This is a genomic window from Gimesia aquarii (assembly GCF_007748175.1).
GTDB lineage: Bacteria > Planctomycetota > Planctomycetia > Planctomycetales > Planctomycetaceae > Gimesia > Gimesia aquarii_A.
In genome coordinates this window covers 317469-333957 of record NZ_CP037422.1, presented here as the reverse complement: position 1 = coordinate 333957, position 16489 = coordinate 317469, and the positions used below count along the sequence as shown (strand labels likewise).

Sequence of the window (16489 nt, the reverse complement as noted above, 5' to 3'; positions counted from 1 at the left end):
TAAATAAGTTGGAAATGGCCAATCAGAAAATTCATTTCTTGAAGGCATTAACTTATAGCGGTAAAATAAGCATGGTAGACCATTATTTGTTCCATAGTGTAATAGAGAACAGATCCTTTCTTAACATGGACTCAAATAAAAAATATTGCTAAAAAACGTAGGTTTTTTTTGATTTCCTTCTATTATTTAGTATATTTAAGTATAAATGGCTATTTATGTTAGGCCATTATTTTCCCACCTGAAACCACACTCGACCTACCAACCCTGCCTCGATAAGGCGATGACCTGAGACTCTGTAGTCTTTTCAGATTAGATATATTTCAGCGAAGACTGTTGTCCTTCTATCCGAAGACTACCTAGCAAAAGCGAGTTGATCTCATGACGGACTGGAAGACTCACGTGAAGATAAAACAGAAATTCAACAGACTTTTGATTGTTGTTGCAGCAATGACAGTCTGCCCATTGATTTCATATGCAGCCGATCAACCACTTCAGGTGTCACCCGAAAAAATAGAATTGTCAGGACTGTTGGATTATTTTCAGATTCAAGTCTCTGTTTTGAACAATGGGAAAATTACTCAAGATCTGACCCATCAAGTCAAATACACAAGTTTGACTCCAAAAATTTTAGAGGTCAACACGGAAGGTCTGGTGCGCCCTGTTGGCTTCGGAAAAGGCCGTATCCAAATTCAACATGCTGGCAAGAAAGATGAAGTTTCCGTGGAAGTCAAAGCCCGACCGAATGGAAAGAATGCCAGTTTTGTAATGGATGTCGTTCCGATATTGAACAAAGGAGGTTGCAGTCTGGGGGGTTGTCACGCCTCACAGTTTGGTAAGGGCGGATTTAAATTATCTTTGTTCGGATATGCCCCGGAACAAGATTATCCGGAAATCGCGCGTGATAATCGGCAACGCCGAATTTCCATTTTACAACCTGAAAAAAGTCTCATATTGCAAAAGGCCTCTATGGCAATCGCGCATGGTGGAGGTAGACGATTTGCCAAAGACTCATACGAATATCGTATTCTTCACACTTGGATTTCGGAAGCAGTCACGGAAATTGATGATAAGGAAGCCAAAGTCGTCGGTATGGAAGTAACGCCTATTTCGCGACGCTACAAAAAAGGGGACGTACAGCAACTGCGTGTCATCGCAGAATATAGTGATGGAACAAAACGGGATGTCACTGCGCAGGCTCAATATGACAGTCTGGTGGAAACGATAGCGACAGTCACTCCACGAGGTAAAATGGAAATTCAGGGATCAGGTCAGACAGCGGTCATGGTCCGTTATATGGGTCAGGCCAAACTTTCAACGATTATTTCCCCGTATAAAACGAAGGTCAATCTGGCTGATTTCAAACCACATAACTTTATTGATGAACTCATCAAAAAACGGTTTGATGAGCTTGGACTTGAGCCTTCACCTGTCTGCAGTGATGAAGTCTTTATTCGCCGGGCGTTCGTCGATTCCATCGGTACATTACCTTCACCGGAAAAAGTAAAAACGTTTCTGGCCTCGAAGGCACCTGATAAACGGAGCCAGCTGATTGATGAATTACTTGGTCTCACCGGTGATCCCGCGCGTGACATCTACGTCGAACCATGGAGCGCGTACTGGGGGATGAAGTGGGGTGACCTTCTGCGAAATAATCGTAATAAAGTGGGCGACGGTGGAATGTGGGCATTCTCCAACTGGATTCGTCAATCATTACGCGAAAATAAGCCTGTTAATGAATTCGTGAACGAAATTATTACGGCTCAAGGATCGATTTATCAGAACGGTCCTGCCAACTATTTCAAAATTGCAAGTAACCCCCAAGATCTCGCAGAAGCCACCGCGCAGATCTTTTTAGGAGTTCGTATGCAATGTGCCAAGTGCCATCACCATCCCTTTGAAGTCTACAGCCAGAAAGATTATTACAGCCTGGCGGCATTCTTCACACGTGTTGGCAATAAGGCAAGCGTCGATTTTGGAGCACTGGGTCAGGATACGATCATCAAGGTAAAAAATAGTGGCTCAATTCGACATCCTCGTACAAGAAAGACCATGCAACCCACCCCCTTACTGGGTGAACCAATTGATGTTTCCTCCTACCGCGATTTCCGACGTCCGTTAGCACGTTGGATTACGAGCCCTGGTAACCGTCTCTTTTCAAGAAATATTGTAAACCGATTCTGGTCTTACTACATGGCAACCGGATTTGTTGAACCCATCGATGACATGCGAGAAACCAATCCGGCTTCTAATCCGGAACTGCTCGAAGCATTGGCTGATCATTTTGTGGATTCCGGTTATAACTTAAAAGAGTTGATGCGCGTCATCATGAATTCACGTGCTTATCAGTTGTCTTCAGAACCTCGTCCAGAAAATGCAGCAAACACTCGTTTTTACACACACTTTAATGTAAAGCGATTATCGGCCGAAGTAATGCTGGATGCCCTCGATGATTTGACAGGTGCTCAGGAACGGTTTAGCGGTGTGCCGCAAGGTACAAGAGCGATTGAGCTACCCGACCCCAATTATACTTCCTATTTTCTGGACACTCTGGGGCGACCAAAGCGTGTCATTACTTGTGAATGCGAACGAACGAGCCAGCCAAATCTGTCTCAGGTTTTGCAGGTTGCCAATGGGCAATTAATTAACAGCAAACTCGCAGTGAAGAACGGACGTATTGAACAGTTTTTGAAAGCGAAAACAGCCGACCATGACGTCTTCACCGAAATGTATTTGGCAGCATTCAGTAGATTTCCGACCAAACAGGAACTGGCAAGCTGTGATGCGGTCGTCAAAGCTTCCAAAAATAAACGGGAAGGATATCAGGACGTAATGTGGGCACTCTGTAATAGCCGAGAATTCCTGTTTAACCACTAAAAGCTCTGATGTAGCAGAAATTCAGGCGTGGGAATTCTAGCCCACTCCTTAAGAAGATATGAAACCGGGTTTACTTTTCAATCTGCTTTTTCTTAAGTTCAGCTTGTTTGCGGTAATATTCTGAAAGAATTTTTCCTTCGTATCTGGCAAATTCCCAGGCGGGCCAGCGAGGTGCTTCTGCTTGAACTTCTTTGTAAATTTCCTGCATCTGCTGTTTCATCTGTTTCAGGATTTCTGGCTCACTTTCAGAACGATCGGTTGTCTCGGCGATATCATCCTTGATGTAATACAGCTCAAATCCGGTAAGCTTTGCACGTTTCAGGTCGTCAATTTCTTGAGCCGAAATACCACCGGAGGGTTTGGGAGTCGGTACGTCCAGTCGAGCCAGTAGTTTCCAGTCACCATCTCGGATTGCCACCTTTAGTTCATTGCGCGACCGATTGAACTGCCAATACAGGGGCTTTGTGCGTTTGACTGGCTCTCCTTTGAAAAGTGGTAAAATGCTGGCTCCATCCAGTACACGGTCACCTGGAACGGGGATATCGGCAACCGCACACAATGTTGGGAGGATATCAACACCACTCACGGGAACATCGCTCGTTGTGCCAGATTCAACCTGTGTCGGCCACTGGATAATGCCGGGAACACGAATCCCACCTTCGTAGGTGGCTCCTTTTTTATCGCGTAAAGGCCCGGAAGATCCGTGCGGATGGCGTCTCGTAATTGCGGGGCCATTATCGCTGGTAAAAATGATGAGTGTATTCTCGCGTAGTTTCTGGTCGTCTAATGTTTTCAAAATGCGACCAAAGGCGTCGTCCATCTGAGTGACATTGCCATGATGTGCAGGCAGTGTCGAGCCTTTGGGAGCGGAATAGAATTTGGTAAATCGCTCTGCACTGGCAATCGGTTCGTGTGGTTCGTGAAAACAGACAAACATGAAGAATGGTTTCTCCTTGTCTCGTAATTCTGTTAACCAATGCTCTGCTTCATCAGCTACAAGCTGTGCGGCGTAACCTTTCTGATTCCCTACCGGCTTTCCATTTCTCACAAAATTAAAGGGATTTTTGTGAGTGGGCAGCGCGTTATTTTGAGTGGCAAACCAGTGGTCGAATCCATGATCTGACGGCTGGGGTTGTCCTACCATATTAAACATGCCGTTCAAATGCCATTTACCAGCGTGACATGTCGCGTAACCCGCCTGCCGTAACAGTGTAGCAATTGTGATTTCCTGCTTGCGGACATGCATGGGGGAGTACATGGGAATCCAGTTATAGACTCCAACTCGGAAGGGAGTGCGGCCCGTCATCAAGCCAGTTCTTGAAGGAGAACAATTTGGATGCGCTGAGTAGCAACTGGTCAGCGTGAGCCCCTCTTTGGCAAAGCGATCAATGTTCGGACTTTTGATAACGGGATGACCATAGCATGCCAGATCCCCATATCCCAGGTCATCACATAGTACGACCAGAATATTGGGACGTTGCTGTGGTGAATTCTGAATCGTCGCTTCTGCTGAAAGCAAATTCGTTGTCAATAACAGCGTGAAAATAAATCCGAGGGAATAATTTATGAGTTGCATATCAAAATGCCTTTCTGGATCCGCAGTTCGTATCGCTTAACTTAAGGGACAACACAGAATCTATTTTACAACATCCTCTTAAGTCATACTTAAAAGAAAACGACTCAGAAAAGCAACTCTATCAGAAAATCAATAAAAAAAGCCCCTTACACGATGATTTGTGTAAGGGACTCTAGGTTTCACTTTTTAATATGAGAAGACAATAGCCCTGATTCTCAGATCTGGCTGAGTCTATTCATTAAATTTCATCCAGTTGACGACCGTCTGACGCTTTACCGGCATTATTTCCTTTGAGTTCGCCTGTGGCTGGATTATAGATCCAACCGACAATCTCAGTACCATCTTTGGCAGATTCATCGGGAGTTGTACCAGCAACATCTGAGACAATCATAATGCCACTACCACCTGTGAATGGATTAGGAGGAATGTTACCAATGAGGTAGGGACCAAATGGTTTTGTTCCCACAGCACCTGTCGTGCCATCTTTGTCGCTGGAAAGCAACAAGGCGTTACGGAAATCATCAGTATCAGTTGAACCATCGGCAGGGTATTTGCCGTTGTGTTGATACTTATATAATTGGATTTGGCTTCGCAAAGTCTGCAAATCCTGAAGGAACGATGACTCTTTGGCATCGTCACTTGCTGAAGTGAATTGTGGTAAAACGGTGGCAGCCAGGATACCTAAAATCACGACTACAATTAGAACTTCGACAAGTGTAAAACCTGCTCGTTTGATATTTTGTTGTTTTGTTTTAATCATTGTCTTCTCCGAGATTAACAAATGTGCCTGCGACATCGTCTGATATTATTGAATTATGGGGTAGTTCCAGGTTTTACTTACTCATCAGGAAACCCGTTGAACCCCGGAATGTTTCAGAAATCAGACACATTTTCAAATTCGTAGTTTGAAATATGAATCGGATCCCCCTTCAAGCTGACCTGCTCAGTGGGACACTCTGAGCGGCCATCGAAAATCTATGTTTTTTGTGAAGGTAGTCAATTTAATTTTAGAAGAATAAGAGGTTCATCTGTTGTTTTGTAACGGATAAAACGATTGAACCGATTCTGAGTGCCCATTTTGAATAAAAAGTGAGAAAACGGATGCGGAATTGAATCATTTCTTATTTAGTTAAATGATTTCGAAAGTTTGTTTTGTTAAATTCTTACGAACATATCTCTTTCAGTTGTCTCTGAAGTGCTACGAACCACAAAGAAGCTGATTCGAGGTGGAAAGGGCTTCGGCAGATTAAACCATACTTGCACATTGCAATGGGAATTCTATTTGCGAGGTGTTGTCCCATAAATGCGGGTGGAGTCACCTGGTCGGGACATTTACGATGGAAATGTAATGCGAAAGAAGACTTTGTGGATCGTTATGTCGACACTTACGATATTGATTGGAATCATTTTACTTTTTGCTTGTGGAATTGGCTATTACGTCTATGTATGGCTTCAAGTCAGTCCAATTGTGGTGGCTCCAGATGCAAACGAGGCGGAGCGTCTCGCTGCCGTGGACCGCTGGCTTGATAAGCAGTTTGAGAAACATAAGTCCAACGGCGGCGTTTTGATCGTTCGAGAAGGGCAAGTGTTATTGTTGAAGACCTGTGGATATACCGATCACACTGCGACACAACGATTAAACGCTCACACCGCGTTTCGACTTGCGTCTGTCTCAAAGCAATTCACGGCGGCTGGTATTCTGCGTTTAGCCGAAATGAGTTTGTTGAATCTGGATGATCCGGTCGCGAAGCACCTGGATGGATTCGTGAGTGACAAGGTCACAATTCGTCATTTACTCAACCAGACATCCGGGATACCGGACGTTTACATGGATCTCGCTGAGGAGCATCGGAAAGAACTCGGCGAAGTACTGACGATCTCAAACGTGGTTGAGTTAGTGAAGCAATATGGTGAATTGGAACATCAACCCGGCGACGTGATGAAATACAGCAATACCAATTACGTTCTGCTCGCCGGGATCATCGAATCGGCTTCGGAAATGAGTTTTGAGCAGTTCATGCACAAAGAGTTGTTCAAGCCACTCGGCATGAACGACACACGAGTGTGGAACTTGTTATCGTCCGAACGCTCTTCCAATCAGGCGAGCGATTTTGATCAAGTCGATGAAGATCGGACACCGGTCGAAACGACTTGGATAGACGGTGTTGCCGGTGACGGTGCCGTTTTCTGTAGTCTTCATGATTTTGTGATCTGGGACCAATTCTGGGAAGGTAACCCTCTCATTTCGGATGAACTGCTGAATCAGACGGTTAAACCCCCTAAGCTGAACGATGGTACAAAGTCGGACTATGGTTTTGGATGGATCGTCGAGCAAAAACGCCACTGGCACAATGGTGCGTGGCTAGGTGCTAACACATACTTCGTTCGATATCCGGGAAGTAAATGTTGTTTGGTCGTGCTGGATAATTCGTCAAACATCAGGCTGGACACAGTTGTAAGCCACCTCGAAGAAGCTCTGATGCCAATACTGGCTAAGGACGAGTAGTTAAACACAACATCGCTTTAGCCATGTTTGGGAAGTTCTGGATTATCTCTAGCGTGTTAATTGCATTCGTTATTGAACACCGGCATATTTAGCTCGCGATAATGTATAATGTTTTTCTATGTTCTTTGTTTATTTTTATATGGTTTGAGGTTAATAATCCTTCATATATACTCATTGGAAAAAATAAGATTGCCATTTATGAGTTCATTAATAAAATTCACCATTATTTTGATACTGTTGCAGCAATTTGTATGGGCTGATTCCATTGTACAATGTGATTTCACCAGGCAATTTCAAGTCCAACTTAAGAAAGGCTCTGCAATTGGTGAAGCGAGTCTGCGCGAACATACCATCGTCTGGTATCCTCCAAACAAAAAATATTACCTGCTCGCAGATGTCATCCCTTTAAGTAGCAAACATCATCCCAATACCTACGAATCAGAAATCCATCTTTTTTCAAGCAAAGATTTATCAATTTGGAAGCATCACGGTGTTGCCATCACGAAAGGAAAGAGGGAAGGGGACTTTGATCGTCACGGTGTCGCGAGCCCCGTTATGGCTACATTGAATAACGGAATCATCTACTGTCCCTATAGTGCGCGGAAGACAGAAACATTTACTCAACGAAGTGTGGGTTTAGCGTATTCAAGTTCAGACCCCGAAAACATTCCCTGGAACAAAACAGCTCAACCTATTTCAGATCTTCCGGGAGAAGATGACGACGTAGCAATTATTAAGGAAGAAAAAGGGGCCAACTTTCACCTTTATCATCGCAGTACCGGACCTGAGGGATATCAGATCGTGCATAGTGAATCGACAACCCCTCTCATAGAATCTTCCTGGCCGAAAGCAACTCCTGTTGCAAAACGGCCGCAGACGGTTCGAGCGCAAGAACTGACGGGGGTGATTCTCATTGATCGTCTCTACCACTTATTAGTGATCGAGCATTTATACAAAGGTGGAGTGAAAATTGCCCATTTGGCTTCACACAATCCGGCAGGTCCATTCCACGCTTTCCAGAAAAACCAGAGATATCTCAAGCCGAGCAATCAACCGAAACGAGCTATTTACAGCGGCCACATTACTCCCGTAATGAAAGACGGACGCATCAGTGCCTTTTTCTGGACGGCACATCAACAGGGAAAGCGGTACGGACTCATCGGTCATCCTGTACTAAAAAAGCTAACTCCCTAAGTTGCCGATCCATTCGAATCACAATGAGTCCTGTATCGATAATAAAATAAAAAACAGGTCAGCAGAAAAAATTCTACTGGCCTGTTGGTGGTTATCATTGGAAGCGTCTTACTTAATGAACGCGTTGCCCTGGAACGGCGCCTTCATCTGGGGTCAGCAGAAAGACGTCTTTTCCTCCAGGGCCCGATGCCAGAACCATGCCTTCGCTGATTCCAAATCTCATTTTGCGTGGTTTCAGATTAGCACAACAGATCACCAGACGTCCTATCAGTTCTTCAGGATTATAGGCACTCTTAATTCCGGCAAACACATTGCGACGTTCATTACCTCCCAAACTTAAAGTAAGCTGCAGCAGCTTATCAGCTTCGGGAACAGAGTTCGCAGACACAATCCGTGCCACGCGCAAGTCGACTTTGACGAAATCATCGATCGTACATTCTTCTGACATTGGCTCCTGCTCCAGGGCTGCTCCACTGTCATTCCATTGAGAAGCGGCTTCTTCCTGAATCGCCGCCTCAGCTTCTGCTTTTACTTCATCGGTCATTGCTTGTACCTGTTTTTCTTCTATACGTTTAAACAAATGTTGAAATTTATTGACGGGAACTCCCGTCAACGGAGTTTGTGCCTGCCCCCAATTTGTGATGGGGTCATTCAACAATTCACCGGTTTGTGCGGAGAGCCTGGGAAGTACGGGAGTCAAATAGATGATAATCTGGCGGAACAGATTTAAAGCGATCGTACAAATATCCTGCAGTTCCTGTTGCCGACTTTCGTCTTTTCGCAACTCCCATGGTTTTTGATCTTCGACAAATTTATTAGCGCGATCCGCCAGAGCGAGAATTTCTCTCATAGCCCCATTGTAATCACAGATTTCGTAGGCGGCGGCGATCGTCTCACTGCGACTGGCCGCATATTCGAATAGATCACCATCATCCGGATAAGTCGCGGATAAACCGGTTTTAGCAACAAACTTGGCGGAACGACTTGCCAAATTGACAACTTTCCCTACCAAATCAGAGTTCACTTTCTGAACAAATTCCTCAAGATTCAAATCGAGGTCGTCCAGTCTTGGTCCCAACTTGGTTGCATAATAGTAGCGCAGGCAGGCAGGATCGAGATGATTCAAATAGGTCGCTGCTTTGATAAATGTCCCTTTGGACTTGGCCATTTTCTCACCATCCACAGACAGAAACCCATGAATGTGAACCTTCTCTGGCAAATTAAAGCCGGCGGTTTTGAGCATGGCCGGCCAGAAGAGGGTATGGAAGTAAGTAATGTCTTTACCAATGAAGTGATGAACTTCAGTTTCCGGATTTTTCCACCAGAGGTTGAAGTCTTCTCCTGTTTTTTCGCACCATTCGAGTGTGGACGCGATATAACCAATGGGTGCATCAAACCAGACATACCAGTAGTTGCCGGGACTGTCGGGGATTTCAAAACCGAAATACGGTTCGGGTCGTGAAATGTCCCAATCACGAAGCGGGTCTCCCAAAAAATGTCCTTTGAGATAATTGGCTACTTCGCTTTGCAGGTGCTGGCCGGATTGTGTCCATCCCTCGAGGAATCCATGCAAATCTTCGATGCGGACAAACAAATGATTGGCCGTTCGGACTTCGGGTGTGGTATTGGAAAGTGTGCTGATAGGATCAGTCAAGTCGGCGGGGGTGTACGTACTGCCGCATTTATCGCAGTTATCTCCGTATTGATCGGTGGCCTTACATTTGGGGCAAGTACCTTTCACAAAGCGATCTGCCAAAAACGTATTTTCCTGAACATCGAATAATTGCGTGACTTCCTTCTCATGCACCAGGCCAGCTTCAAGAAGCGCAGACCAGAATTCATGGCATAGTCGACGGTTCTGCTCGCTGTTCGTGCTGCCGTAGTTATCGAATTCAATATTGAACCCGGAGAAGTCAGCGACATGTTTTTCTCGCACATCAGCTATCAGTTCTTCTTCAGAACGTCCTTCCTGTCGCGCACGAATCATAATCGCCGTACCATGGGTATCATCGGCACAGAAAAAGCGACACTCATGGCCGCGCAGTTTTTGGAATCGAACCCAGATATCGGTCTGGATATATTCCACGAGATGGCCAATGTGAATATCACCGTTAGCATAAGGCAAAGCGGCGGTGACTAAAATACGACGTTGGGTCATGATCATTCCGGTAATTTGACTCAAGGATTTAGATGAACAATGTTGTAGTTAGACACTAAAAATAGGGATGGGTTCAGAAGAGGATGTTCACTTTGTCCCCACTGAAAACGATCGCTGTGTCTTACAGAATGCTGGTATTTCAGAGGCCGTTGATTGTACGTTGGCAGACAGGATCTCGCAATCCAGCCAGAAATACCCCCAAATGCAATCTCTTAAGAGTTAGGACAGTGAATTTTCAGGGAGACATTGCCATTAAAGGTCCCTTGGATAAATAAAGTGATCTGACGAGATCCTGTTGGCTGACAATACCGACTTGTACGCCATTCTGATAAACAGCACCATAGGCAGAAGAGGAATTTCTCAACAGATAAAGGGATTCAAGCATACTAAACTCGGCCTGCAAACGTGGCATATTATAAACAGCGGGAACAATGGGAGCAGGTGACGTGATTAGATCGAGTAATTTAATATAAGCCGTCCATTCACTCTGATTGTCACGGGCACGAACCGGAATGAACGCCAGTTGGTTCATTCTCGCTACCTGGATCACCTGGTCCGCATCTGTCGTGCGGGTGACTCCTTTGATCCTGGATTGTGGAATCATGACTTTTCTCACTGATTGTGCGGCTGTGTAAAACATACCACGTGTCAATTCTTTTTGTGAGTTACTCAGCAGGCCTTCAAGGTGGCCTTCTTCCAAAACCTTGGCCAACCGTTTACGTCCCAAGACCAGTTGTGCCGGTTTATTTCGATCCGGCGAAAACCGTTCCAGAAATTGAGAAATGGCAACCAGAGGATAACTAATCATCCAAAATGCGCGATAAAAGAAATCAAACCAGCGGCTATAACGTTTCAATAACATTGAGGGAGCTCGAAAATATAAGTTTTTGGGAACGAGCTCACCAAAAATAAAGATGACCGGTGTCAATAAAATTGTTGTGATGATTTCGGCGGCGCCTCCCGATTGCTGATACAATTCTGCAATACCAAGCGAGATCGCAATCGTAGTTAAGTCGTTAGCAAGATTGTTCCCAATTAATGTTGTCGCCACAAAATAGCTGGGATTTTGTGCAAACCAACAGAGTCGTTTTGCAATCGGATCTCCATGGTTCGCGTCAATGTTCAGGCGCAAGAAACTGACACGGTAGAAGCCTGTTTCTGAACCACTGAAAAGTGCCGACAGACGCAGGCCGATTAAAAATAATGCCACAGCACCAAAAAGAGGAAGCCAGTTCAACTTTAATACAAACCTTCAACACAATAATAAAAATAAATAAGACGCTTTCCCAGTGGATGCGTTTTGCAAGCTGCGATGAATTCTCTTGATTCCGAGTCATTCTTGCAAGAGGTGCTCTGATTCTGGACTCCAAAATCCCTTGATATTTTCAGCCGCCAGAAATCTGAAGACTTACATTTCCTCGATCTATGACCTATGTTTTAGTGACAACATTTCTTCCCAGACTCTTCAACTTGTCAAAAGAGCCAAGCGTGAGGCTTTTCAAGACCCGGCAAGTTTGAAGTCTTGATCCTAAGTCAATTCAAAATAAGAATTTAGTGTGTTTTCTCGATAAGTAAGAAGTCTATGAAAGTTCAACAGTTTTTAGATCATCACGGTATTAAAGAAAATCCATTTGGGCAGGAAGACGCGCAAAGCGATCATGTTTTCAAGGAATTCTGTCTGAATGGGACTCATCATCCGGTGTGGGATAAAATTTTTTCCAATCCCACCAATCCCTCCACATCTGTGGTATTTGGAGAGAAGGGAGCCGGAAAAACGGCCATTCGGATGCAGATGATCGAACAATTGCAAAAGCATAATACGGAACATCCAGAAAACCGTGTGTTTGTCATCGAGTACGATGATTTCAACCCCTTTCTGGATTGCTTCAGGGAACGCTATTCGGGCAGGAAACGACGTCCTGAACGACTACTCTCGTATTGGCGAATGTGGGATCATATGGATGCCATTCTTTCTCTGGGGACCACGCAATTAATTGGTCAGATGATCGCTCCCAAAGATTCAGAAAAAGATAATATCAATTCCGTTTCGAAAGCACAGAGTTCACAGTTATCTCATTTAGAAAAACGAGACCTGTTATTACTGGCAGCCTTTTATGACAATAGCCTGGATATGCCAGCGGTACAGCGTTGGAATCGTTTGAGACGAAGGCTGAAATTCCGTTATTGGAAGACCGAATGGGAGCGTGGCCTCGGATTTTTAGTAACTCTCACCACTGTTGGTCTCGTGTTCTATCTGGGTAATTGGAAAGATTTCGGGCAATGGTGGATCTGGCTGATCATGTTTGCGGGTTGGGCACCCTGGTTATGGAGACAAACCACTTTGCTGTGGAAAGCGTGGCGCGTCACGCGTGAAGTTCGGGTATTTGATCATCTGCCGAATGCTTTAAGAAAAATTCTCTCACGTATTGAACGCAGAGAACTCGCGGGGCAACCCATACCCTACCGTGATCGGAGCGATGATCGTTATGAACTGCTGACAAAATTCCAGACAATCCTCAAAAAGTTGGGTTTTGCTAACATCATTATTTTGGTTGACCGTGTGGATGAACCTCAACTTGTGAATGGTTCTGCTGAACGAATGCGAGACCTGCTTTGGCCGATGTTTGACAACAAATTATTAAAACATCCGGGCGTGGCTTTCAAACTCCTGTTACCCTCCGATGTGGTTTATTATCTACAGCGCGAGGAAAAGGAATTTTATGAACGCTCGCGCCTTGATAAACAGAATCTGGTCACATCTTTGGATTGGACCGGGGAATCTCTTTTCGACGTCGCCTGTGATCGCGTATGGGCGTGTGCTACGGATCAAAGTAGTAAGCCATCCGTTCGAGATTTTTTCGATGATTCGATTTCTGAGCAAGAATTAATTGCTTTATTTGCTCAATTGAGAGTCCCGCGTCATTTGTTTAAGTTTCTTTACCGATTGATTGTGGATCACTGTAATCGCTATACGGTTGATAATCCCAGTTGGAAAATCAACCGGGAAACATTACATAAGGTACTCAGCCTGTTTCAGCGAGATCTGGACGCCTTTGACCGAGGGATGGGAACAGGTTGAAAATGGTCAGAGGTTGCGATAGCTTAGAAGAAAGAAAAACCTAAGCTATCAACCTACTGGAATGATCTTCATGCAAACCAACCTCAACCGACGAGAATTACTGGCGGCAACAGGAACTGCCCTGGCTGCCGGATTTTCTACCACCACCTATGCTTCCACGAGCCCTGCTCGTAAACGTAGTACAGCCGAGCCATTTGGCTACTGTTTCAATACCAGTACGATTCGAGGTCAGAAGCTGGGAATTGTTGAACAAATCGATCTGACAGCCAAAGCCGGTTACGATTCTATTGAACCCTGGATGCGTGATATCGACGTGTATGTCCAACAGGGTGGTTCCTTATCCGACTTACGAAAACGCATCAAAGATTCTGGCTTGACTGTCGAAAGTGCCATCGGTTTTGCGCAATGGATCTTGGACGATGATCAGAAACGTCAAAAAGGTCTGGAACAGGCCAAGCGGGATATGGATACACTGCGTCAAATTGATGGAGTTCGTATCGCCGCTCCTCCTACCGGCGCCACCAAACAGAGTGACCTCAATTTGTTTGAAGCAGCAAAACGTTATCGCGCATTATTGGAACTCGGCGATCAGATGGAAGTGGTACCTCAAGTAGAAGTCTGGGGATTTTCAAAATCACTTTCACGCTTAGGCGAATCAATGTTTGTTGCCATTGAAAGTGGACATCCCAAAGCCTGTTTATTACCTGATGTCTACCACATTTTTAAGGGAGGCTCCGATTTTGCAGGCCTGGGTTTATTGAGTGGATCGGCCGTGCAAGTCTTTCACGTAAATGATTATCCCGCCAATCCTCCTCGTGAAACTATGAACGATTCGCACCGTGTTTACCCTGGTGATGGAGTGGCTCCCTTGTCGGAAATTTTCCGTTCCATGCATCAAGCCGGGTTTCGTGGTGTTTTGTCGCTGGAATTATTCAACAAGGAATACTGGCAGCAAGATCCCCTCGTCGTCGCCCAGACAGGCCTGAGAAAAACCAAAGAAGCTGTGTTAAGAGCGAAACTAGATCAACAAACCAAAGCTGATTGAGACGTGAAACGCATAGCCCTCTTATTTGAGTTTGGTTCATTGAATGGGGGCGAACACTCTATGCTCGCCGTACTTTCTCAGCTGCATCAATGTTCATTTGAATTCAGTGCGTTCTGCCCTGCAGACGGCTTGTTACATTCACAGCTTGCGCAGTTAAACATAGAATATCATCCCATTTCATTTCATAATGAACGAGGGCGGCGTCTGTCGCGTGAAGAGTTGGCCTTACAAATTGTACCGATTTTGAAATCAGATGCTTTTGATTTGCTGCATGCCAACAGTCTTTCCATGTCGCGGCTTACAGGTGCGCTGACTGAACAGATTCCTGTTCCCTGTTCAGGACACTTACGCGATATCATCAAACTCAGCAAAGCGGCGATACGGGATTTGAATCAGAATCAACGTTTAGTCGCGGTATCCGAGGCAACAAAAAAGTTTCACATTGCCCAGGGCCTTCAGCCGGAAAAAGTAACGGTCTGCTATAACGGTGTGAATACAAATCGCTTTCAACCACGTCCTGTAACGGGAATTCTCAAACAGGAACTAGGACTGAAAAATGATGATCGACTCTGCTTGACCATTGGCCAAATCGGCTTACGCAAGGGCCAGGATATTTTGGCACGAGCAGCCACCATTCTGGCAGAGCGGGGACACCAGAACTTACATTTTCTGTTAGTCGGAGAGAGGCACTCTCAAAAACAGGAGAGTATCGACTTCGATCAAGCAGTCAGTACGGCATTCGAAACCCCGATTTTACAAGGCCGCCTGCATCGCCTGGGATACCGGGAAGATATTGATCGATTAATGAACGAAGCCGATTTGTTAATCCATCCGGCCAAACAGGAACCTCTAGGCAGAGTCTTGCTGGAAGCTCTTGCCAGTGGGTTACCAATCGTGACGACTGATGTTGGTGGAACCAGAGAGATTGTGCAGCATGAAAATTCTGCACTACTCGTTGCAGCAAACGACCCCGCACAATTAGCAAAGGCCGTTGAACAGAGCTTGAACGATCAGGATCTATTAAAGAATCTGGCATTCGCTGGGCGACAGCGCGCATTGGAACTTTTTACCCAAGAACGCGCCAGCCAGCAAATCGAACAATTCTGGTATCACTCGTTCCGTTCATAGATAATTATCGGCGGTTTGGCAGATCGTACTCTTTTTGAATCCTGCGCGAATGCGAATTGATATGAATTGAGAGACGGATGAAAAGGAGTGAATATGTCATGAACAAGTTTGATAACAACGAAAATGAGACTGTGAACTAGGAACTAGTTAGCTGTAAGCACTACCCGATTCACAAAAACAAGTGAGGTTATCACTAAAAATTAATTACTGGGAGAAAGGGGTGCACTAAAAAATTCTTTCTCTCTCTCGCGCGCGACGCAGATCACGCAATTTAAGCAGGCGCAGCTGAGAGTCAATCGCAAAATCAATACTGGTTTTTATGGCCCAAAAAGAGTTTTCCGGGAGACTTGAGCAAGTCAACCCTGTTTTGTTTGAAAGACAAATACGACAAGTGTTCCCTGTTAAATCAAATGACTAATGCCTATCGATGTGTATCACTAGTATGAAACTCTTCCCAACGTTTCCAGGCATAATCCCATTCCATCCAGAGTCTCAATACCGACCAGAGTGTACGCATTTTGTTGACATGTTCCGGTGGGAGTTTTGATTGTGCTTCCATTGCGTCTTGTGTAGCTGACTTCAATCCCCAGTGCTTTGCCAGTTCTCGACAGAGATTGTCAGCAGTAAGATCAATCTCGGCTTCTTCTGAGACAAACCCAGCAGCATCAGCCATAACGAACAACTCAAACAACTGACTTCGATAGGGATCAAGTTCGAGTGGCCTGGTTTCTGCTTCCGCATCTTTGACCAGTTTGGCAACGCGTTGAATAATATCATTGGCTAATGCCTGGGAAGCAGAAGAGACATTGTTGACAGGGTCATTAGACATAATTCAGAGTTTACTCCCTCTGTCGCTCAAAACTAGCAGTGGATTCAAAAACAAAACACACCTTGAACGAGTTGGCCAAGGTGTGTTTAGAGAATATCGA

General features: G+C 45.1%; 11 protein-coding genes. 6 read left to right on the top strand and 5 right to left on the bottom strand.

Going from position 1 to position 16489, the window contains the following annotated elements; translation table 11 throughout:
• The first annotated feature begins 399 nt into the window (after nt 1–399).
• Entirely contained in the window at nt 400–2874 is a 2475-nt protein-coding gene (locus V202x_RS01350; RefSeq protein WP_232098764.1) for a DUF1549 and DUF1553 domain-containing protein, read from the top strand.
• Nucleotides 2875–2944: 70 nt separating this feature from the next.
• Here V202x_RS01350 and V202x_RS01345 read toward each other — a convergent pair whose 3' ends face one another.
• Together V202x_RS01345 and V202x_RS01340 are read right to left on the bottom strand one after the other, a co-directional pair.
• A complete protein-coding gene (locus tag V202x_RS01345) occupies nt 2945–4450 on the bottom strand; it encodes a sulfatase-like hydrolase/transferase (protein ID WP_145170510.1) in 1506 nt (501 codons plus the stop codon).
• 238 nt (nt 4451–4688) lie between these two features.
• Entirely contained in the window at nt 4689–5210 is a 522-nt protein-coding gene (locus V202x_RS01340; RefSeq protein ID WP_145170508.1) for a type II secretion system protein, read from the bottom strand.
• Nucleotides 5211–5798: 588 nt separating this feature from the next.
• Here V202x_RS01340 and V202x_RS01335 point away from each other — a divergent pair.
• A complete protein-coding gene (locus V202x_RS01335; protein ID WP_197993163.1) occupies nt 5799–6956 on the top strand; it encodes a serine hydrolase domain-containing protein in 1158 nt (385 codons plus the stop codon).
• A 198-nt stretch (nt 6957–7154) separates the two neighbouring features.
• Nucleotides 7155–8150: a family 43 glycosylhydrolase gene (locus tag V202x_RS01330; protein WP_197993162.1), complete on the top strand. Its 996-nt coding sequence runs from the start codon at nt 7155–7157 to the stop codon at nt 8148–8150.
• 112 nt (nt 8151–8262) lie between these two features.
• Here the strand turns inward: V202x_RS01330 and metG are convergent, their stop codons facing one another.
• The gene (gene metG, locus V202x_RS01325; protein ID WP_145170502.1) at nt 8263–10308 is read right to left on the bottom strand and encodes a methionine--tRNA ligase; all 2046 of its coding nucleotides are present in this window, start codon (nt 10306–10308) and stop codon (nt 8263–8265) included.
• A 235-nt stretch (nt 10309–10543) separates the two neighbouring features.
• Entirely contained in the window at nt 10544–11545 is a 1002-nt protein-coding gene (locus tag V202x_RS01320; protein WP_145170500.1) for a CNNM domain-containing protein, read from the bottom strand.
• A gap of 345 nt (nt 11546–11890) precedes the next feature.
• Between V202x_RS01320 and V202x_RS01315 the strand changes: the two genes are divergently transcribed.
• From V202x_RS01315 to V202x_RS01305, 3 genes are all read left to right on the top strand, one after another.
• Nucleotides 11891–13387 (top strand): hypothetical protein, encoded by a 1497-nt coding sequence (locus V202x_RS01315; RefSeq protein ID WP_145170498.1) that lies wholly within the window; start codon nt 11891–11893, stop codon nt 13385–13387.
• A gap of 70 nt (nt 13388–13457) precedes the next feature.
• The gene (locus V202x_RS01310; protein ID WP_145170496.1) at nt 13458–14432 is read left to right on the top strand and encodes a sugar phosphate isomerase/epimerase family protein; all 975 of its coding nucleotides are present in this window, start codon (nt 13458–13460) and stop codon (nt 14430–14432) included.
• 3 nt (nt 14433–14435) lie between these two features.
• On the top strand, nt 14436–15560 hold the full coding sequence (locus V202x_RS01305) for a glycosyltransferase family 4 protein (RefSeq protein WP_145170494.1): 1125 nt from the start codon (nt 14436–14438) through the stop codon (nt 15558–15560).
• Nucleotides 15561–15981: 421 nt separating this feature from the next.
• Here V202x_RS01305 and V202x_RS01300 read toward each other — a convergent pair whose 3' ends face one another.
• Nucleotides 15982–16389 (bottom strand): hypothetical protein, encoded by a 408-nt coding sequence (locus tag V202x_RS01300; RefSeq protein ID WP_145170492.1) that lies wholly within the window; start codon nt 16387–16389, stop codon nt 15982–15984.
• Between the last annotated feature and the right edge of the window lie 100 nt (nt 16390–16489).